Genomic DNA, 20,916 nt, shown 5'->3' with positions numbered 1-20,916 from the left:
AAAGCCAATCCCCAAATAGAGAATTGACCATAAAATCTAAAAAATCATATTTTCATTTACCACTATTGCAGACACTAACTTAGGAAAAGTAAGCGGAATTTAATATTAATCAAGTCTCACTATAAATAATTTACATCCCGAAATTAACCCGCAAACTCACACTCCCACCTTCAAACTCATCCAAATCATATTCACTCAAGCCCCAACCATCATCTAAATCATAACTCATTAAATATCCTAAGGAACAATCTATTCCTATAACTGGGGTTAACTGATGATGAAGATTGATAGTAGGCTCCAATAAGAGAAAATCTTTCTCTAAAGTACTACCAGTCGCCTCTGAAAAAGGATCTCCCTTATGATGCAATAACTCCAATCTACTACGTCCATATCCTATCCCAGTTCCAATAGAGATATCTGTATTCTTCTTCATATAGATGCCCCGTTGATAGATAAAGCCACCATAGGTCAAGGATAACTCAGCCGTCTCACCATTGCTACCTCTACTCCTATTTCTACCATGGAGGAGATAAACTCCATAGATATTCCCATTTCTGACTCCTCCTACCCCCTCAATTCCATAAAGCATCATCGGCTCATCTAAAGCAGGAAAGTCCACATCAGCAGTAGCCAATAAACTATTTATCTGATCTAAATTCAACTCTAATCTCTCTACTTTCAATCCAACCCCTGCCCTAATATAGAGGGGCAATTCATTCTCCATCTCCACCTCTACTATCTGACCAGACTCCTCCAACTCTTCATAACTGTCAGCAAAAGCAGGTACAGAGAGTATGATTACAGCAAATATTATCATTAATAACCTCTTCATCAAAGTCACCTCTATATATTAAACTCCATTAATAGATTTCTAGCTTAAAGCCCTTCTTCCTTCCAGCAAGTTTATCCATTAAAACCATTGGATAACTCTTTGTATTACTTTCTACTCAACTCCCATCAATATTTTAATCTGATAGACCTGCTTATTATAATTAACTAAACTATTAATATAATCAACCCTCTTCTCTTCTAAATCAACCTGTTGACTAAGTAATTCATCGATAGAAATCAGACCAGATTTATACTTATAATCTGCAATCCTTAACTTCTCCTCTAAATTGGCTATAGCCTTCTTATAGACAGACATCTTAACTTGATAATCTTCTAACTTCAGAAAAGCATAATCAACATCAAAGCTTATATCCTCTCTAATATCTTCTAATTCCTTGGTCAATCTAGTCAACTCTATTTTAGACTTCTTAATATCCTGCTTCTGTTTTTTCTTATCATAATTATTAAAGCTATAATCTAACTTCATCGCTACTCGATAATCACTCTCATAATCACCATTATCCTTCTCCCAAACCGCTCCCCCAAGTAATTTTAAGTCAAAATCTCTATCCTTCTCTAGCTTATCAATCAAATCTTCTTCCTTCTTCTGCTTTAAACTTAAGATATCTATCTCTAACTCATTACTACAAGCTAGCTTCTTAGCTTCTTCTGCTAATGTATTAAATTCTAAAATCAATTCACTATCAGCAAAGCGAACCTGCACTGATAAGTCCACCTTCAACTCTCTTGCTAAATCTTTTAAAGCCACTCTATATTCAGAATTCAGTTGTCTTAAATCCAATTCATTCTCTTCTACTTGAAGTTTGGCTTCCTGCTTGTCAAGTTCAAGAACTCGACCTGTCTCAACCCTTGCCCTAACAATCTTCAAAGTGGCTTGACTCTTCCTTAAAGACTCTTCTTTAACCTTAATCTCTTCTCCCAACTCAATTACTTTATAATATTTATCGATAACCGCTTTCTTTAACTCATCTCTTGACTCCTTGACCTTCTTCTCTGCTTCTAAAAGTGCCCGTCTCTTTTTCATCAGCCCCTGCTTATAATCATCTTCAAGGTCATAATCCTTTAATAGATAATGGTTATAAGTTAAACTACCACTACTACCTTCTAACTCAAAATCATCATTACTATCCTTCTCCAGTAAATTTTGACTTAGGGTCAGGCTATCATCAGGTGAAAAGTTCTTGGTCAAAGAAAGCTTAGTTAAATCATTACTTCCTCCTTTTAAGCCATCCCACTTATCACCATCTTCCTCCCAGAGACTATAATCACTTGCTACATTAACCTCAAAATCTTTGCCAAAATGCTTTTGATATAACTCTAAATCTACTCTCTTCTCTTGATATAACTTTTGAAGAGCCTCTAACTCTGTGTCCTTATCTAAAGCCAAGTCCATGGCATGCTGTAAAGTTAAAACCGCTAAAGAATCATTAGCAAATACAGAACTGGACATCAAGAGGACTACTACTATTAACAGAAATATCTTCTTCACAATTCTTCGCCATCTCAGCTAAAACATCTGATATGGCTTCCCCCTTCCTAATACTACATTCAGTTAGCAGTATATTAAGCTAAATTAATTAAATATCCACTATAAATTCTAAAATCTCTATTTAACTATCTCTACATCTACATTGAAGTTTGGTAATAAAAAGTCATCATAATCATCTATAGAGACTTCAATAAGTACTATAGTCTCTCCCCCATCCTTAATAGCCATATTTGAAATTCTCATCACCTTACCATGGTACTTCCTCTTAGAGTCTGCTAAAGGTACAATAGTAGCTTCAGCCCCTACCTTGATATCTTTAATGAACTCTTCTGGAACCTCTGCCTCTACCATCACTGTAGATAAATCCATAATATCCAATAGCTTATCCTTATAATCACTACCGATTATATCACCATCTACTACCTCAAGATTATGAACAACACCATGGTCTATATCTACTACTACCTTATCTCCTGCTAAATAACTCTTAGCAAATAGTTTATCCTCTAAAACCTTAATATCACTCTCTAAATTCTTAATCTCAATCTTTTTAGCCAAAGAGTCCTTCTCCAACATAGAGCGATTCTCTTTCAAAGATAACTTCAAAGAAACTATCTTATTCTCCTTTAGCTCAAGTTCTTTCTGCAAATTTTCAATCTCATCCCTCTTATCCTCTTTTAATTTCTTCAATGAAATCTCTAAATTAACTAGATTTTCATCCTCTTGGTCATACTTCTTCTCAAATTGATCAAACTCATATTGAGGGATAGCACCTACTGCTAATAAATGCTCTTTATCGGCCAATTCTTTCTTTACCTGCTGATATAATTTTTTAGCAAATTTAATTTCACTTAATAACTTCTGGATATCTGCGCTACTTTCGTTCTTCAGCTCATTTCTTTTTCTAGTCAGCTTCTCTTTATCCTGTTGATATAAAGACTCTTGAGTCTTTAATTGAGCTTGCAAGTCTCTAATATTTATCTCAGACTGCTCTTTAATAGATTCTAGCTCCTTTTTAGCAAGCTCCAGTGCTTCCCTCTTATTCTCTAACTTCTCCATCATTTCCGTTAAACTTAAAGTAAGGAGTACATCCCCTTTATTAACCTTCTGCCCTTCTACTACATTAACGTGATCAACTCTAGCAGAGAAATCTAGCCCAATAGTCCTTTCTTCCTTGATCTTTACTTTACCAAAGGCTTCTATTGTATCTATGACATTCTCTTTAGCTGGCTTAGTTACTGGTGCCGTCACTTCTTGGGCTTTTTTATCACCACAACCCACTATAGTTACTGTAAATAGAATTATCATTGCCAAAATTAAAGTATTCTTAGTAACTACCTTCATCATTCACACACCTTTCCATCTTTTAACCTTATAATTCTCGTTCCATATTCAGCAGATCTTTCAGAGTGAGTTACCTGTACAACTGTCTTGTTCTGCTCCTGATTAATCCTTTTAAATAGCTCCATAATCTCCATTCCTGTCTTACTATCAAGGTTTCCAATAGGCTCATCAGCTAAGATAACTTCAGGCTTATTAATCAAAGCTCGAGCAATAGCCACCCTCTGCTGTTGCCCCCCTGAAAGCTCCCTTGGGGTATGCTTTCTTCGGTCACTTAAACCTACAATCTCCAATATCTCATCTAAATCACCTTGATGTTCCTTCATCGCTTTACCATCAAGCAAGATAGGCAAGAGAACGTTCTCTTCTACATTGAGGTTAGGAATTAAGTTATAAAATTGAAATACAAAACCCAGCTCCCTTCTTCTCATGATACTCTCTTCTTTATCCTTCATTACAGCCAACTCTTTACCATTGACCTTGATACTCCCAGAACTGGGCTTATCTAATCCACCTAATAAATACAGAAGGGTACTCTTTCCTGAACCTGAAGGCCCCATAATAGAGACAAACTCCCCTTCTTCAATAATCAAGTTAATATCCTTCAATACCTCTACCTCTAATTCTCCCAGTTTGAAATTCTTATATAAGTTAGTAGTTTCAATCATGAATATAGTCCTCCTTTCATTTGAGCTAATAGCCTAGTTATTCATATTTAATAGCTTCAATAATATTTAATTTTGAAGATCTTAGAGCAGGGCTGATAGAAGCTACTACCGATATAACCACTCCTAACATTACTGCTGTAATAAACATAGTAGGAGAATAGTGCATCTTTAGACTAGTGTTATTAGCTTTAAGAACAAACTTTACTATCTCTATAAACATCCACCCACCAAAGATTCCAACTAAGCCACCGATCAAACCACTAGTCATCGTCTCTATCAATATCATCTTAATGACCTGCCCTTTACTCATTCCTATAGAACGAAGTACTGCTAAACTTCTCTTTCTACTGATAAAACTAACAATAAAATTATTAAAGACTCCAAATACACCTATAATCATTGCTATTAAAGAGAACCCTTTGAGAATAATAAAGAGCTGATTATTTGATTCCATATTTCTAGTTTTAATACTTTTTACAGTATCAATCCAGATATAATCTCGAGCAAATTTATCTTTAATTGCTTGCTTAACCTTCTCTGGGTCTTTAGAGGTTTTTAAATAAATATCTCCATAATACTGCAACCCCATATCTACCTTTAGATAATTTTGGGGAACCAATGCTATATCACCATCGCGCATTACGGTATCGATAAAACCAATGACTTGATATCTCTTTCTACCCCGTTTAGTCTTTAAAGTAAGGAACTCTCCTACTTTAATCCCTAACTTTTCCTTAAGTATATTGGTAACTAAAATCTTTCTTCCTTCCTCCATTGCCTTGATTATCTCTTCTTTATCACTACTAACATCAAAGTTCCAATAATCGAAGTACTCTTTAAAATCTACTCCATAGATTGTTTTGATTTTATAGTCTCTTTCAAGGAGTTGAACATTCCATTTTTTATAACTTCCATAAGTCTCTTCTACACCATCAACAACTCTTAACCTTTGCTCTAATTGCCGATCCCCTCTAGGGTGCCACATAAAGATATCAAACTGGGCATCACCATATACACTACTTATCTCTATGGCAACACTCTGACTTAAAGTATTAATCATCAATAGACTAGCAATCCCAATGGTCAATAACGAGATATTATTCATAATATTCTTATTGTCACGGAGATTTTTGGCTGCTAGAATACCTTCGTTACCAAAAATATAAGTATATATTCGTTCAAAAACCATTACAAATAGATTAGTAATCCTTGGAATAGAGATAATAATCCCTACCCCTACAAGTAACATACAACTAACATCTATCAACATAGCCTGTTTACCAGCTACAAAACGGGGAATTATTAATGAAATTATTATTAAGCCTACTCCCAAGATCGGCTTCCAGCTTCTCTTCTTAGACTTATTATCGATATTATTAAGAACTATATCCTTAACAGGGATCTTAGAGACCTTAATAATTGGAATCAATGAACTGATTACAGATATAATCACTGCCATTAAAAAGGATGATAATAACTGAGTTGAAGTAAAGGCCATCTCAGCATTTAGCTTGGTTGATGACCAAGGATTCTTAGCCAAAACATTGGTCATACCATAAAGTATTATAAAGCCTATTCCACAACCAAGTATCCCTCCGATAATTCCATACATAAAGCTCTCTAGCAATAATAATAGATTGGTCATCTTTTTGGTGGCACCTATACTCCTAAAAGTCCCTATCATCGGTAACCTCTCCATAGTAATTACCTTAAAGGAAGTATAGATAATAAAGATACTGATGAAGATAACTAAGGGTAGCATCATCATAAACGGAGCTGTAGTACTCTTGCTATATTCCTTAATTTGAGCTCTGGTTACAGTCTTTCTAACAGTATATCTATGATACTTTTCAGATAAGCTCTTAATTGCCTCATCTACACCAATACCTTCTTTAGTTTTTAGATAGATCTGCGAAACTCTACCTCTAGCATCATAGAGTTTAGCCAACTTCTTTCTAGGAACAACTGCCCTAATATTCTGACCTCCTGGTCTAAATAGCCCTTGAGATACCGCAATTGCCGATACTATAAAGCGATATTTCTCATTATTTACCTCCAAATCTATTTTGTCACCTAAGGCTAGACCATATTTATTGGCATCAGCTCTCCCAACAATCAATTTATTCCCTACAAAAGGCTCTAACTCAGCCTTTTCTTCTATAATAATCGGATTCATCTTCTGCAAATCATCTAATTCATAGCCCTGCAAATCAATATTGACCTTCTGATGTTTAGAGTAATTATATGAGGAACTCATATCCATAGTACCTACAACGTATTCAAATTTATCTTTCAATTGCTCTGCTTGGTAAGCATAGAAGAAATCTGAAGGTGATCTATGGTTAGCATAGATCATAATCTCTGCTGTACCAAAATACTTCTTCAAACGTTCTATCTGCATCTTCTCTACTGTACTAGAAATAGCCAAAGAAGCAAAGAATAATGCTGAAGATAGTGCGATTGAAAAGAGAATCAGAAAGGTTCTAAACTTCTTCTCTCTGATATTCTTCAATGTGAATTTTAATAGTATTCCCACTCTTACACCTCCTCTAATAAAAATAAAGTATAAAGATTGCTATAGATATATGAAGCTTAGGCTTTATATAAAAAAGCGACCTTTAAAAGATAGGTGGTTAGAGGTTAAGAAAAGCCAATCACCTAACCATCTAAACTCTAATCGCCAAAGTAAAAACTGTCGCAATCTCCCCATATATTCTTGTATTTAAATTTAGATTGATAAGTCTATATTTTATGATTAAATCAAAAAAGACAATATCAATCATTTACATTATATCCATCTAGAGTAAACTTGTCTAATAATTAATAATAAAAAAAGACAAACCTGAGTTTGCCTCTAATAATAGTATATCGTATAGAAATATTTTTAAAAACAGATATTCAACTCTAAAATATATAAATTATAGCTTGCCTAATAACCTTAAATTCTCTAAATGAATCTTCTTATATTTGGAATCTAGATACCCTTCAGTTTCATTATTGATTAAACTAATAATATACTCCAAATTATCCTCAATTAGAGATTTGTCACTTATTTCACCATGACCTGGAATCACAGTAATAACCTCTAATTTCTGATACTTCTCTAAAGTCTTTTGGTAGCTCTTAATATCCTTATCCTGCAAATAAGGTATTGGTGCCTCTAAATTATCACCAGCAAACAATACTCCCTCTATCAAATCGACACAACTAGCAGAACCTTTAGTGTGACCAGGGCTATAAAAAAATTTAACCCCTTCCTCATAAAAAGTCAGCTCATCACTAAAAGTATTGGTTGGAGGAATTATATTGACCTCACCCATTCTATACTCTGAGTAGACCTCTAGCTCCTGCTTAGCTTTATCAATTATATTATTTCGACATAATTCATGAGATAGGATTAAGTTAGTATCAAAGGTACAATTTCCCCAGATATGATCCCAATCATAATGAGAATTAAAGACTATAATCGGCTTATTCCTAAAATTCATCTCAATATATCGTTTAACCTCTTTCATCGATTCTGGTCCTAAGAAGGTATCACAGACAAAAACATAATTTTTGGCATTAATTACATAGACATTTGTAGTTACTCCAAATCCTGTATCCTGTAAATAAAAGAAGGTAAAGAGTACCCCTCTTCTACCAATACGTGTTATCTCCATTATTACTCCTCCAATTATAAGCTGCTAAATTGTAGTAACAAGTGATAAGTGACCAGAAAATACTAAATTTTTAGTAAATCATCAAAATACCTATCTTATATCACAGAATTTTTATATTTTTCAACTCCATTTTCACCTAACCCCACTATCAAATCAACAATATACTTTCCATCTATAACTAAACTCTCATCTAAATCAGCTAGAGGAATTAGTACAAAGGCCCTTTCTGCAATTCGAGGATGGGGAATAATCAAATCATCGGTCTGCATATCTAAATCACCATATAATAAAATATCGACATCTATCGTCCTTGGTCCCCACTTTACTAGCCTTTTACGTTTAAGCTTAGCTTCAACCGACTGACAATTCTCTAATAATTCTTGAGGAGATAATTCAGTTTTTAGCTTTAAACATAAATTTAAGAAGCTATCTTGCTTATTATACCCCCAAGGCTCAGTTTCATAAACCTTGGATACCTCTAGTAAATCAGTTTTAGAAAAATCTTTAATCAAATCGATTGCCTGCTTTAAATTCTCTTCTCTATCACCTAGATTAGTACCTAAGCCTAAATATACAATATTCATCTTAAAACTCCCCTTTAGTCATTATTAATTCCTTCCTCTAAAGATTTCAACTCCTACATGGTCAAAGATTCCTGGAATGGGAGCTTCTGGTTTCTTGACTCTAACCATTATCTCTTCAACTTTTGTAAATTCCTCCAAAATTCTATCAGCTATCTTTTCAGCTAATGCCTCAATCAGTTGATATCGCTCCTCTTCACATATCCCCTTAACTACTTCATAAACAAGAGCATAACTGACCGATTGATTCAGATCATCACTCTTTCCAGCAGATTCTAAATCTAAATATAACTCCAAATCTATAAAGAACTTCTGCCCCAACCTATTCTCCTCTACCAATGCTCCATGATAGCCATAAAAAGATAAATCATTTAGAATAATCTTATCCATAATCTCACTCCCTCAATTAAGCATAAGTTTAAATTTGAGTCTAAGTACGTTCTGAAAACAGTTATCTTTAATAGTTGACTTAAACTCAAACTCAGACTATCCTTTACTCTCCACTAAATCTAATTTTATTTTTTTAACTATACACTATTCACTATCAACTATAAACTGTTAACTGTTATCTCACTATCGCATCTGTTACCTTTGCTGCCCTTAAATTCTCTTGTACATCATGGACTCTAACTATATCTATCCCTTGCATAATTGCCATTACAGTGGTAGCCACTGTACCTTCTACCCTCTCTTTGGGTGGCAAGTCCAAGATACGACCTATCATCCTCTTTCTGGAGGCACCAAGTAAAAGTGGATAGCCCAACCCCTTTAATTTTACTAGATTTCTCATAATCTCTAAATTCTCTGCTTGAGTAGTCCCAAAACCTAACCCTGGGTCTAAGATTATATTATTATCTTTAACCCCAGCCTCTTTAGCCAGTTTAATACTCTTATTTAGAAAATCAATCATTGCTTCCATAATATCAGTACGCTCTTGATTATCCCGACCATTATACATGATTATCACTGGAACCTCATAATCAGCTACTACCTTAGCCATCTTTCCATCCCACTGCAAGCCCCAGATATCATTGATTATATCCACACCCATCTCCAAAACTGCCTGAGCCACCTCTGGCTTATAGGTATCAATAGAGATTGGAACATCAACCTTATCTTTAATAGCCCTAATTACAGGCTTTAATCTCCTAATCTCCTCTTCTGTTGATACCTTCTCTGCCCCTGGTCTAGTGGATTCAGCTCCAATATCGATAATATCTGCCCCTTGCTCAACCATCTCTTGGGCACGAGAAACTGCATCCTCAATATTAAAATAGTCTCCTCCATCAGAGAAGCTATCAGGTGTAACATTTAAAATCCCCATAATATAAGTTCTCTTCCCAAATTCAAACATCTTGTCCACCCCTTTATTAAATACAGTGACGGGTGATGAGTAACTAGTGACGAGTTAAGAACTTAATTACTATATATAAGGCGAAAAATAATTATCAGCAACGAATCACTCTAATTTACACGAATTTAAAACAAAAGTAATTCTAAACTATTAATTTATTCTTTTTCCTTTAATTCGTGTGATTCGTGTTAATTCGTTGCAAAAAAGATTTTGAATTCTTTAAGGAGAATATTAGTTCAATTTATATAATAACTAGTTACTAGTTACTCGTCACTCACTACTCTTTACTGCCCTTTATCAAATTGATTATCTCAGCCCTAGCAGCACTATCCTCTTTAAAGAGACCCCTTGCTGCCGAGGTTACCGTTCTACTTTCAGTCTTTCTAATCCCTCTCATCGTCATACACATCTGCTCTGCCTCTACAATTACTAAAACACCTAGAGGCTCTAAGACGTTAACGATAGCATCAGCTATCATCTTGTTCATCCGCTCTTGTAATTGTAGCCTCCTAGCTACCGTCTCTACCAACCTAGCTAAACGAGAGAACCCAGTTATTCTGCCTTCCTTAGGAATATAAGCTATATGTACCTTCCCAAAAAAGGGGATTAAATGGTGTTCACAGATAGAATAAAAACTGATATCCTTGACCATTATCATGTCCTGATACTCTTCATCCTCAGAAAAGAACTCCAGATGCTCCTCTGGCTGTTGATTAGTCCCTGACAAGATATCTTGATACATCTCAGCCACTCGCTCTGGAGTTCTCTGCAATCCATCTCTAGTAGGGTCTTCACCAATAGCCTCTAATATATCTCGCACCGCTCTTTCTATCTTCTTCTTATCCATCTACTCCATCTCCTCTATCCCATATGCTTGATGATTAAATTCACTGACCAAGCTATCAAACAAACTATTCTGCTTGTCATACTCTATCTCTTCTATATTTCTGACCTTCATTAAATCCATTAAGCTATTTGTTAAGAAAGCAAAATCAAAGTCAACAATCTCATTTATATTGATCTTCTCCTGCTTAACTTCAATATCCAGCTTCTTAGCAGTCTCAATAACCTTAGCTCTGATTATCCCAGGAAGCAACTCTAATTCTTTTGAAGGTGTATATAATACTTCATCTTTGATAAAGAAGGTATTACTAATACTTCCTTCAAGTATCTTGTCATCTGTGTTTAATAAGAGAGCTTCATTATAGCCACTACCTAAAGCTTCCCGCCTAGCATAGATATTCTCCCAATAGTTAGCCGTCTTATGGCGATGTAAAGGGCTACTCCCTCGTTTAAAGGAAGCTACCTTAACTCTATAACCCTCTTCATAATCAGCAGCAGAATAGTTGATATCTCTTAAAGAAAAGTTATAACCTGCTGCACAGATAGTTACCCGTAAAGCTTGATACTTTACTCCTCCACTATAGTCTAGTATCTCATAGATTAACTCTTCCTTACTCATTTCAAAAGGTACTTTAAGCTCTTCAATCGAACTATACAATCTCTCCAGATGCTCTTTTAAGAAGATAGGGTGACTATTCCAAATTTTTATCGTCTCAAATAACCCTATCCCAAACTTAGCTAATTCACTATCAAAAGCTACATTATTCTTCATAATATCCCCTAACTGTTCTCATAATAGATTCTGCTTTATCTAAAGTCTCTTGATACTCTTCTTTAGGATTTGAATCCCAAGTTATCCCACCACCAACTTGGAAATAAATCTGATTCCTCTTCTTAATAATTGTTCTAATAGCTATATTCAAATCCAAAGAACCATCAAAGCCAAGATAACCTATAGCCCCGGTATAGACACTCCTCTGTGTAGGCTCCAATTCGTCGATTATCTCCATGGCTCTTATCTTCGGTGCCCCAGTAATCGACCCTCCAGGGAAAGTAGCTTCAATCAAATCAACCAAATCCTTATCCTCTCTCAACTCTCCTTGGACTGTTGCTACCAAATGATGGACATTAGTGTACTCCTCCAGCTCAAATAACTCAGGAACCTTAACTGTTCCTACCTTAGAGACCTTCCCCAAATCATTCCGCTCTAAATCCACTATCATCAACAACTCTGCTCTATCCTTCTCACTATTTAAGAGCTCTGATTTTAAAACTTCATCCTCATATGCTGTCTTTCCTCTTGGTCTAGTCCCCTTAATCGGTCTAGTCTCTACAATTCTGTCTCTAACCTGAATGAACCTTTCTGGAGAATTAGATAATATATCAACATCTCCAAAATTCAAAAATGCTCCAAAGGGAGCAGGGCTATTTCTTCTTAAATCTCGGTACAACTCATAACTTGAAGCAGCAACTTCCCCTGTAAAGCGTTGGGTTAAATTAGCTTGATAGATATCACCAGACTTGATATATCTCCTCACCTGCTCAATCGTCTCTAAATAATCATCCTTTGCAAAGTTAGATTTTAAGATGATAGACTGATATTCCCCTAGCTCTGAAGCAATAGTATAATTGTATTTTATCTCATTATCCCTAATTGTCTCTGTAATCTCCTTAATTCTTTCAGCCTCTTTAGCTATATTCAACTCTGGAGTTGCTAGATAAGTCTTTGACTTTAAATGATCTACCACTATCACCCAATCATAAAAACCCATATACAATTCAGGTATTCCTATATCATCGATTGTACTTTTGGGTATATCCTCTATATAATGGACTAAATCATAGGATAGATAGCCCACAGCTCCCCCAATAAAAGGAAGATCACTATTGTTTTCAACCTTATATTTATTCAATTCTTCTCTCAACTCTTCTAATGGATTTTTAGAACTATCTCTAAATTTGAGTACCTTAAAAGGGTTAGCACTGATAAAAGAATATCTCCCTAGCCTCTTCTCCCCCATAGCACTATCCAAAATGAAGCTATGCTCTTCATCCTTAAAGATAGTATATAGTTCAAAAGCTGATAATTCACTCTCTAACTCCTTAATCATCCTCTAACGCTCCCCTAGATTGTAGAATAAAATTATTGAGTAGTTCATGCCCTTGCTCTGTCAGAATTGCCTCAGGGTGAAACTGTACTCCTTCTATCAAGTAATCTTTATGCTTAATCCCCATTATCTCTCCTGCTTCACTCTCAGCAGTTATCTCTAACTCCTCTGGGAGAGTATCCCTATCTATTAACAAAGAATGATATCTAGTTACCCTTAGAGGATTATTTAAATTCTTAAAAACTCCTCTATTCTTATGTTTGATAGAATGTACCTTACCATGAACAGGCTCCTTTGCTTCAGTGATCTTTGCTCCAAAAGCATGTCCAATACTCTGATGACCTAAACAGATTCCGAGCATAGGAATCCTGCCCTTAAATCTATCGATTACCTCTAAAGAGATCCCTGCTTCCTTAGGAGTACAAGGACCAGGCGAGATTATTATTAACTCTGGCTGCAACTCTTCAATCTCAGCAAGGCTAATCTCATCATTTCTCTTGACTAGAACCTCTTCCTCTAATTGACCCAAAAACTGTACCAGATTATAAGTAAAAGAATCATAATTATCTATCATTAAAATCATTTTAACACCTAATTTCTATTACATTGTCATATTATCTGATTATTATAATTTTACAATATCATCATACTATATTCAAATTAATCTTATATTTATCATTCTTGTGAGAATTACAATATAAAATGCACAGCTTTTTCTGAAACACTTATACCCCATATAATATAAACTTTTAGGCTATTTTTAATTTATTTCCAAAAACTTTCTTCCAGATTTTAAAATCAAACATCTTCCTTGGCACTTATTCATCCATTCTTGAATGTTTTGGCTCTTTCACGACTTTTGTGAAAGTAACTAAAAAAAATATTTTTGCAGCGAATTAACACGAATCACACAAATTAAAAACTAAATAATATTAAAATTATTTTGGTTTAAATTCGCGTAAATTAGTGATATTCGTTGCTAAATAATTAAGTTTAATAATTTTGAATATAATTCAACATATAATTTTATATCTTAATTAAAATCTAGAATTAATATTAACCACTAAGTTCGTTGTTGAACCAATGTTTTTAATATCACTGCTACTAATATCTTTAAAACTACTTCCCATTGGCAGAAACCTTCTAATCATCTTATTTAAATTTTCATTACTACCTCTTTGCCAAGAACAATAAGCATCAACATAGTAATTTTAGTTCTTAGTATGTTACTTCCTGTAAATGAATACTCTTGTCAAATATACATAGTATCTTCACCACTTTTTATCTTTTTATTTTGTGTAGATACTTGATATATTCGACAAAAATAGAGTGAAGTCTTTTTTGTATAGCTAATAAATCTTGAAATATCAGCATTTATTTTTATGAAATTTGCTTATATATTAAAAAAACCCTATAAGGGACACTCTTTTTTCAAGTGTCCACTTTATAGAGTAAATTTTAAGGAGTAGCTAGTTTTTTATATACATTTATTAGTTAACTAATATTATTTAACTAATTTTAACGGAACTTTAATAAACTCTTCTACTACTTCTTCATTAGCAATTTTCTGAGCTGTTTCTACTGCTATCTCTCCAATTAAGCTTGGTTGCTGAGCAACAGTAGCAGCTATCTTACCATCTTTAACCGCTTGTACTGCATCATCAATAGCGTCAAATCCAACTATAATAATATCTCTTCCTGCACCTTCAATCGCCTCCATAGCACCTAAAGCCATTGAATCATTATGAGCAAATACTGCATCAATTTCTCGTTGTGATTGTAATATATTTTCCATAACTGTCATACCTTTAGCTCTATTAAAATCAGCCGGCTGACTAGCTACAACTTCTATACTGTCATACTTATCAATTCCTTGATTAAATCCTTTTCCTCTATCACGAGCAGCAGATGTTCCTGCAATACCTTCTAATTCTACTACTTTTCCTGCTTTATTAATCTTTTCAGCGATAAAGTCTGCTGCCATTACTCCTCCAGCTACGTTATCAGAAGCAATATGAGCAGTAACCTCTCCACCATTAGCACCTCTATCAACTGTAATAACTGGAATATTACTATTATTAGCTGATTCAATTGCAGTTACTACTGCATCACCATCTACTGGGTTAACTACTAATACATCAATACCTTTCATAATTAAATCTTCAATACTACTTAATTGTTTAGCTGCATCATCTTGAGCATCTACAGTTAATACTTCAAAACCTAATTCTTCTGCTTTAGCTTCTAATCCATTTTTCATATCTACAAAGAAAGGGTTATTCTGAGTAGAGACTGCAAAACCTATTTTTAACTTCCCATCATCTTTAGCTCCATCCTTAGCACACCCAAACAATCCCATAGCCATCAACAGTACTAACCCTAATGTTACTAATTTCTTAAACATTAATTATAACCCCCTTGAAATATTTTTTAATTATATTTTTATTTAAAAAGAGATTAATTAATCTCTTTTTTGGCTTCTTGTATCTAAAAAGATTGCAATCAGAATCACTGCACCTTTAGCAACCAACTGATAGAATGAAGATACATTTAATAGATTTAATCCATTATTTAAAATTCCAATAATTAAAGCACCGATAATCGTACCAACAATTCCACCTTGTCCTCCTGCTAAACTAGTTCCACCTAACACTACAGCTGCAATTGCATCTAATTCATAACCTGTACCTGCTATAGGTTGTGCAGAGTTCAAACGAGAAGCTAGAATAATCCCACTAATAGATGCTAAGAAACCACTAATGGCATAAACTCCAATCTTAATCTTATCAGTATTTATTCCAGATAATTCAGTTGCTTTCTCATTACCACCAATAGCATAGACATATCTACCAAAAGGAGTCTTCTTCAAGATAACATAACTGACTGCTAATAAAGCAAACATAATGATTACTGGTACTGGAATGCCTAAAACATGCCCAGCCCCCAAGAATCTAAAGGATTTATCAAAGCCAGAAATTGGTCTACCATCGGAATAAATCAAGGTCAAACCTCTAGCAATAGTCATCATTCCTAAAGTAACTATAAAAGACTGCATCCTACCTTTAGCCACTAAAAGACCATTTAATAGACCCAATAATGTACCTACACCAATACCAATTATTAAAACTAAAGCAATGTTCATTCCACTAGACATCAGCCCTGCTGTAATCACTGATGACAAAGCCAGGACTGAGCCGACAGATAAATCAATTCCACCAGTTAAAATTACAAAAGTCATTCCTATTGCTAAGACCGCATTAATAGATACCTGTCTAGTTATATTCATTAAGTTATGAACTGTTAAGAAATATTCACTTAAAAAACTCATTACAATTATAAGACCTATAAGTCCAATAGCTGACTTAAATTTAGCAGCTAACTTTATTATTTGAGATTCTTTACTTTTTGCTGTCAATTTAAATCCCCCCCTGTAGCCAATTTCATTACTTTCTCTTGTGTTGCATCCTTTGCATCAATCTCTCCCATAATCCGATTTTCGCCCATAGCTAAGATTCTATTACTCAAATTCAACACTTCTGGTAATTGTGATGATATTAAAATCACTGCAGCTCCATCATCGACTAAATGTGAAATCAGTTCATAAATCTCTTTTTTAGCACCTACATCAATCCCCCTAGTAGGCTCATCTAAAATAATAATATCTGGCTTAGTACTTAATAATTTTGAGATAACTACCTTCTGTTGATTACCTCCACTTAAATTCTTAACCTTCTGCTTGATATGAGGAGTCTTGACTTTTAGACCTTGAACATACTTTTTAGCCAATTTTTCTTCTTCTTGGTTATCAATCAAACCAAGATTAGTAATATTCTTTAAAACAGATAAAGATGTATTCTCTTCTACACTCATTCCAAGAACTAAGCCTTCATCCTTGCGACTCTCACTTAAATAATATATCCCTAAATCTATAGCCTCTTTAGGAGAATTTATATTAACTCTCTCCCCTTTAACATATATCTCTCCTTCACTAGGCTTAAATAAGCCAAAGATTGTCTTAGCCAATTCTGTTCTACCTGATCCCATTAACCCGGCTATTCCTAATACCTCTCCTTTGTATAATTCAAAAGAGGCATTTTCTACCTTACCTGGTACTACTAAATCCTTTACCTCTAATATCTTATCTGATGGTCTATGCTTAATCTCTGGAAATCTACTCTCCAACTTACGACCTACCATCATATTAATTAATTCATCCTCATTAGTATCCTCTACCTTAACTTCACCAATGTATTTACCATCTCTTAGTACTGTAACCTTATCACAGATTTCAAAGATCTCTTCCATCCTATGAGAGATAAATACAATAGCTATTCCTTTCTTCTTTAATCTATCAATCAGATTAGCTAGGATATCAATCTCTGTAGGAGTTAATGATGATGTTGGTTCATCCATAATAATAACATTAGAATTTTGTGATAAAGCCTTAGCTATCTCTATCATCTGTTGATTACCAATATTTAAATCCCCAACTTTAGACCTTGGATCTATATCTACTCCTAATCTATCTATAACTTCTTGAGTTCTTTTAATCAACTCTTTAAAATCAACTAAAAATCCTTTGCGAGGTTCTCGACCTAAAAATATATTCTCTGCTACCGTTAACTCTGGAACTAATTCTAACTCTTGATGAATAATTGCTAAACCTGCTTCTTGAGCCTCTTTTGGATTTTTAAATTCTACTTTTTTGCCATTTAAATAAATTTCTCCACCATCTCTTTTATAAATACCATTCATTACCTTCATCAAAGTGGATTTCCCAGCACCATTCTCTCCTAAAAGAGCATGAACCTCACCCTTATAAAGTTTAAGATTAACACCATCAAGGGCCCTAACTCCAGGAAAAGTTTTAACTATATCCTTCATCTCTAAGATTAAATTCTTTTCTTCCATTAAAAATCAACTCCTGAAACTAGAATGATGTTAGCATAAGAAGTAATTTCTCCAGTTCTAACAATCCCCTTAGATTGTTGGCTTAATTTTTTAAACTCTTCGTGGGTAGAAAACTCAATAGCAATATCTCCTAAAGCCTCCTTTATCTCTTCAAATAATTCTGGACTTACCTGCTTAATTTCTTCAGCCAAAATTGCCTTTTCCACTACCATCTCATCTAAGATAGGCTTTAAAACATTAATAAAATTAGGTGTACCTGCCTTTAATGCTAAATCAATTCTATTAGCATCTTGAGGTATAGGTAAACCAGCATCACAGATTACTAATTTATCAGTATGTCCTAGCTCTGCAATAGTCTTTGAAATAGGAACATTTAAGATACCTCTTTTTTTCATCTTATAAACCCCTTTCTTTTTGGAATTTATCTACTTCTTCTTTTGTTGGTAAAGAGCTTTGGGCACCCAGTTTAGTTACCGCTAAAGCTGCTACAGAATTAGCATATCTGATTGCTTCTGCTTCATCAAAACCTCTTTGTAATCCATAAGCAAAGGCTCCTGCAAAAGAATCACCAGCTGCTGTAGTATCAACTACCTCTACTTTAAGTGCAGCATAACTCTCTTCTTTACCCTTACTATAAAGAGTAACTCCATCTCCACCTTGAGTAAGTAAAATCCGCTTTACTCCCAAATCTAATAACAATTCTATCTTCTTCTGTAGAGTATTAACCTCATAATCTTCTAATAATAAATCTAACTCACCTTCATTCGGAAGTAGATAATCGATCATACTATAAAGTTCTTCAGGTAATTTTACAGCTGGAGCTGGATCTAAAATAACAGTAGTATCATATTTATTAGCAAATTCAATTGCTTTACTCACACTCTCTAAAGGAATCTCTAATTGAAGTAATAATATTTTAGCTGCTTTAATTTTAGCTTTAAAACTTTCAATAACCTCTGGAGTCACCTTAGAATTAGCTCCGGCAACTACAATAATCCGATTATCGCCATCATCTTCAATGGTAATATTAGCAACCCCTGAGCTTCCCTCTACTCGTAATACATCATCTATATTTACTCCACCTGTTTTAAGACTCTCTAATAATTCATCTCCAAAGGCATCCTGTCCACAACACCCTATAAAATTAACTTCTCCTCCTAATTTTCCTGCTGCTAAAGCCTGATTAGCTCCTTTTCCACCAGGGATTTGACTAAATTTATTCCCCATGATAGTCTCACCTTTTTTAGGTGCTCTAGGAGTTTGTACTACTAAATCCATATTCATGCTACCAATTACTAGAATATCATTACTCATCTTCATACCCCCTTGTAGAATCTCTAATTATTAATTTAGGATTTAAGATGATATCTTCATCATTAATATTTCTCTTATTATCTATCTTGGAAATCAATACATCAGCAGCAGCCTGTCCTAATTTATATTTAGGCTGAGTCATAGTAGTTAATCCCGGCTTAATAATAGAAGCTATCTCAATATCATCATAACCTACCACAGATATATCCTGTGGTATCTCCAATCCCATCTCAAAAATTGCTTCATAAGCCCCAATTGCCATCAAATCATTGGCTATAAATACTGCTTTGGGTCTATCTTCTAATGTTAATAAATTCTTCATTGCCTTATACCCTGACTCTTTACTAAAATCACCTTCGACAATCCATTTTTCCTTATAATCAAGGTCAAAAGTACCTATAGCCCTCTTAAAACCTTCCAACCTATCTTGACTGGTTTGAATCTCTAAATCACCTGTTATATGAGCTATATCTGTATGCCCCAATTCTATTAAGTGAGATGTTGCATTATAAGCTCCTAGAGTATTATCAATTACAACTGCCTGATAATTGGAATCTGGAATCTTCCTATCTATCTGGACTACATCAAAATTCTTTTCCTCTAATTTATAAATCTCTTCTTTATTGCTAATAGATAGAGATAATATTATCCCATCTACATGCTTACTCTTCATTAGATCAATAGCCTCTTTCTCTCTTTTCTTATCATTATCTGTATTACAGAAGATAACAGAGTAATTTAATTCTCGTGCTCTATCTTCTACACCCTTCGCTACTTCAGGGAAGAAAGGATTACTTATATCGGGAATAATCAAACCAATGGTATGTGTCTTTTGTAAGACCAACCCTCTAGCAATACCATTTGGATTATACCCTAGCTTATCTATAACTTTTTGAATCTTCTTCTTAGTTTCTTCACTAACATCTGGCTTATCATTCAATACTCGAGAGACAGTAGTAGTAGAAACACCTGCTTCCTTAGCAATATCCTTAATTGTAACTCTAATTTTTAATCACTCCCATCCAAATTTCACAATATATAACCTTACTTCTTCAATATTATCAAAATTAGTATTATTATAAAATAAATTTAAAAATCAGATCATAGACTTTATCATATTATAAACTTATAACTTAATTCTGATTTGAAATCTAATCTCAAACTTCACCTTTGAAAACGATACCGATACCGTTAACGTTACCGATAGTGTTAATAAAAAGAACCCACCAATACCTAACAAAGATAACTCTTTATCAGGTAAAGTGGGTTCTTATAATCCTATAGTTTTATAACCACTTAATATTTAATTATAATTTTCAGTTCCGTAAGCGATACCGTTAACGTTACCGGAAAATCTTATAAAAATAATTTTATTATCACCTTATGGTTAAATTATAACCTAAGTAATTTTAATTGTCAATAAAATTTATTGTTTGTTATGAAAATTGAATTGCAAGTTGAAATACACACCATTCTCTAATTGACCCAAAAACTGTACCAGATTATAAGTAAAAGAGTCATAATTATCTATCATTAAAATCATTTTAACACCTAATTTCTATTACATTGTCATATTATCTGATTATTATAATTTCACAATATCATCATACTATATTCAAATTAATCTTATATTTATCATTCTTTCAATTTATTATAACGCTTAATTGTAAAATGAACTTGAACTAATAAAAATTAATAAAAAAATGCCCATAGTAGACCAAACTGTAATATAATTAGATCACCACAAAATAACTAATTACAGGCAGGTGCATACTATGGACTACTTAAATGAT

19 protein-coding genes and 1 pseudogene are annotated in these 20,916 nt (G+C 33.9%); all 20 read right to left on the bottom strand.

Annotated elements, in window-relative coordinates:
• Positions 1-130: 130 nt before the first annotated feature.
• Entirely contained in the window at positions 131-832 is a 702-nt protein-coding gene (locus BX659_RS09015) for a hypothetical protein (RefSeq protein WP_106231821.1), read from the bottom strand.
• 111 nt (positions 833-943) lie between these two features.
• On the bottom strand, positions 944-2,341 hold the full coding sequence (locus BX659_RS09010) for a TolC family protein (RefSeq protein WP_106231819.1): 1,398 nt from the start codon (positions 2,339-2,341) through the stop codon (positions 944-946).
• A gap of 117 nt (positions 2,342-2,458) precedes the next feature.
• On the bottom strand, positions 2,459-3,685 hold the full coding sequence (locus BX659_RS09005; protein ID WP_172431915.1) for an HlyD family secretion protein: 1,227 nt from the start codon (positions 3,683-3,685) through the stop codon (positions 2,459-2,461).
• Positions 3,685-4,350 carry an ABC transporter ATP-binding protein gene (locus tag BX659_RS09000; RefSeq protein ID WP_097018217.1) on the bottom strand — a complete coding sequence of 222 codons (666 nt, stop codon included), beginning with the start codon at positions 4,348-4,350 and terminating at the stop codon, positions 3,685-3,687. The genes BX659_RS09005 and BX659_RS09000 overlap by 1 nt, the downstream gene beginning before the upstream one ends.
• Before the next feature lie 37 nt (positions 4,351-4,387).
• Positions 4,388-6,886 (bottom strand): ABC transporter permease, encoded by a 2,499-nt coding sequence (locus tag BX659_RS08995; RefSeq protein ID WP_106231817.1) that lies wholly within the window; start codon positions 6,884-6,886, stop codon positions 4,388-4,390.
• A gap of 382 nt (positions 6,887-7,268) precedes the next feature.
• Positions 7,269-8,012, bottom strand: a complete 744-nt coding sequence (locus BX659_RS08990) for an MBL fold metallo-hydrolase (protein WP_097018215.1) — start codon at positions 8,010-8,012, stop codon at positions 7,269-7,271.
• A 95-nt stretch (positions 8,013-8,107) separates the two neighbouring features.
• Positions 8,108-8,596, bottom strand: coding sequence for a 2-amino-4-hydroxy-6-hydroxymethyldihydropteridine diphosphokinase (gene folK / locus BX659_RS08985; RefSeq protein ID WP_097018214.1), 489 nt, complete (start codon positions 8,594-8,596; stop codon positions 8,108-8,110).
• A gap of 24 nt (positions 8,597-8,620) precedes the next feature.
• Complete coding sequence (gene folB / locus BX659_RS08980; RefSeq protein WP_097018213.1) at positions 8,621-8,983, bottom strand: dihydroneopterin aldolase; 363 nt, start codon at positions 8,981-8,983, stop codon at positions 8,621-8,623.
• A 175-nt stretch (positions 8,984-9,158) separates the two neighbouring features.
• A complete protein-coding gene (gene folP, locus BX659_RS08975; protein WP_097018212.1) occupies positions 9,159-9,947 on the bottom strand; it encodes a dihydropteroate synthase in 789 nt (262 codons plus the stop codon).
• 277 nt (positions 9,948-10,224) lie between these two features.
• Positions 10,225-10,794, bottom strand: a complete 570-nt coding sequence (folE, locus tag BX659_RS08970) for a GTP cyclohydrolase I FolE (RefSeq protein ID WP_097018211.1) — start codon at positions 10,792-10,794, stop codon at positions 10,225-10,227.
• Positions 10,795-11,562 carry an aminotransferase class IV gene (locus tag BX659_RS08965; protein ID WP_097018210.1) on the bottom strand — a complete coding sequence of 256 codons (768 nt, stop codon included), beginning with the start codon at positions 11,560-11,562 and terminating at the stop codon, positions 10,795-10,797. It lies immediately after the preceding gene.
• The gene (gene pabB / locus BX659_RS08960) at positions 11,552-12,901 is read right to left on the bottom strand and encodes an aminodeoxychorismate synthase component I (RefSeq protein ID WP_097018209.1); all 1,350 of its coding nucleotides are present in this window, start codon (positions 12,899-12,901) and stop codon (positions 11,552-11,554) included. Before pabB ends, BX659_RS08965 begins: the two co-directional genes overlap by 11 nt.
• Complete coding sequence (locus BX659_RS08955) at positions 12,894-13,481, bottom strand: anthranilate synthase component II (protein ID WP_097018208.1); 588 nt, start codon at positions 13,479-13,481, stop codon at positions 12,894-12,896. Before BX659_RS08955 ends, pabB begins: the two co-directional genes overlap by 8 nt.
• Before the next feature lie 921 nt (positions 13,482-14,402).
• Positions 14,403-15,302, bottom strand: coding sequence for a ribose ABC transporter substrate-binding protein RbsB (gene rbsB, locus BX659_RS08945; protein ID WP_097018207.1), 900 nt, complete (start codon positions 15,300-15,302; stop codon positions 14,403-14,405).
• Between the two features lie 57 nt (positions 15,303-15,359).
• Positions 15,360-16,313, bottom strand: a complete 954-nt coding sequence (locus tag BX659_RS08940; RefSeq protein ID WP_097018206.1) for an ABC transporter permease subunit — start codon at positions 16,311-16,313, stop codon at positions 15,360-15,362.
• Entirely contained in the window at positions 16,310-17,809 is a 1,500-nt protein-coding gene (locus tag BX659_RS08935) for a sugar ABC transporter ATP-binding protein (RefSeq protein ID WP_097018205.1), read from the bottom strand. The genes BX659_RS08940 and BX659_RS08935 overlap by 4 nt, the downstream gene beginning before the upstream one ends.
• Entirely contained in the window at positions 17,809-18,204 is a 396-nt protein-coding gene (rbsD, locus tag BX659_RS08930; RefSeq protein ID WP_097018204.1) for a D-ribose pyranase, read from the bottom strand. Before rbsD ends, BX659_RS08935 begins: the two co-directional genes overlap by 1 nt.
• Before the next feature lies 1 nt (position 18,205).
• The gene (rbsK, locus tag BX659_RS08925) at positions 18,206-19,123 is read right to left on the bottom strand and encodes a ribokinase (RefSeq protein WP_097018203.1); all 918 of its coding nucleotides are present in this window, start codon (positions 19,121-19,123) and stop codon (positions 18,206-18,208) included.
• A complete protein-coding gene (locus BX659_RS08920) occupies positions 19,116-20,108 on the bottom strand; it encodes a LacI family DNA-binding transcriptional regulator (protein ID WP_258176128.1) in 993 nt (330 codons plus the stop codon). The genes rbsK and BX659_RS08920 overlap by 8 nt, the downstream gene beginning before the upstream one ends.
• A gap of 492 nt (positions 20,109-20,600) precedes the next feature.
• Positions 20,601-20,666: pseudogene (locus tag BX659_RS19675) on the bottom strand (anthranilate/aminodeoxychorismate synthase component II); the annotation flags it as partial.
• Between the last annotated feature and the right edge of the window lie 250 nt (positions 20,667-20,916).

The organism is Orenia metallireducens (assembly GCF_003001995.1).
GTDB classification, from domain to species: domain Bacteria; phylum Bacillota; class Halanaerobiia; order Halobacteroidales; family Halobacteroidaceae; genus Orenia; species Orenia metallireducens_B.
This window is presented reverse-complemented; position numbering and strand designations above follow the sequence as displayed.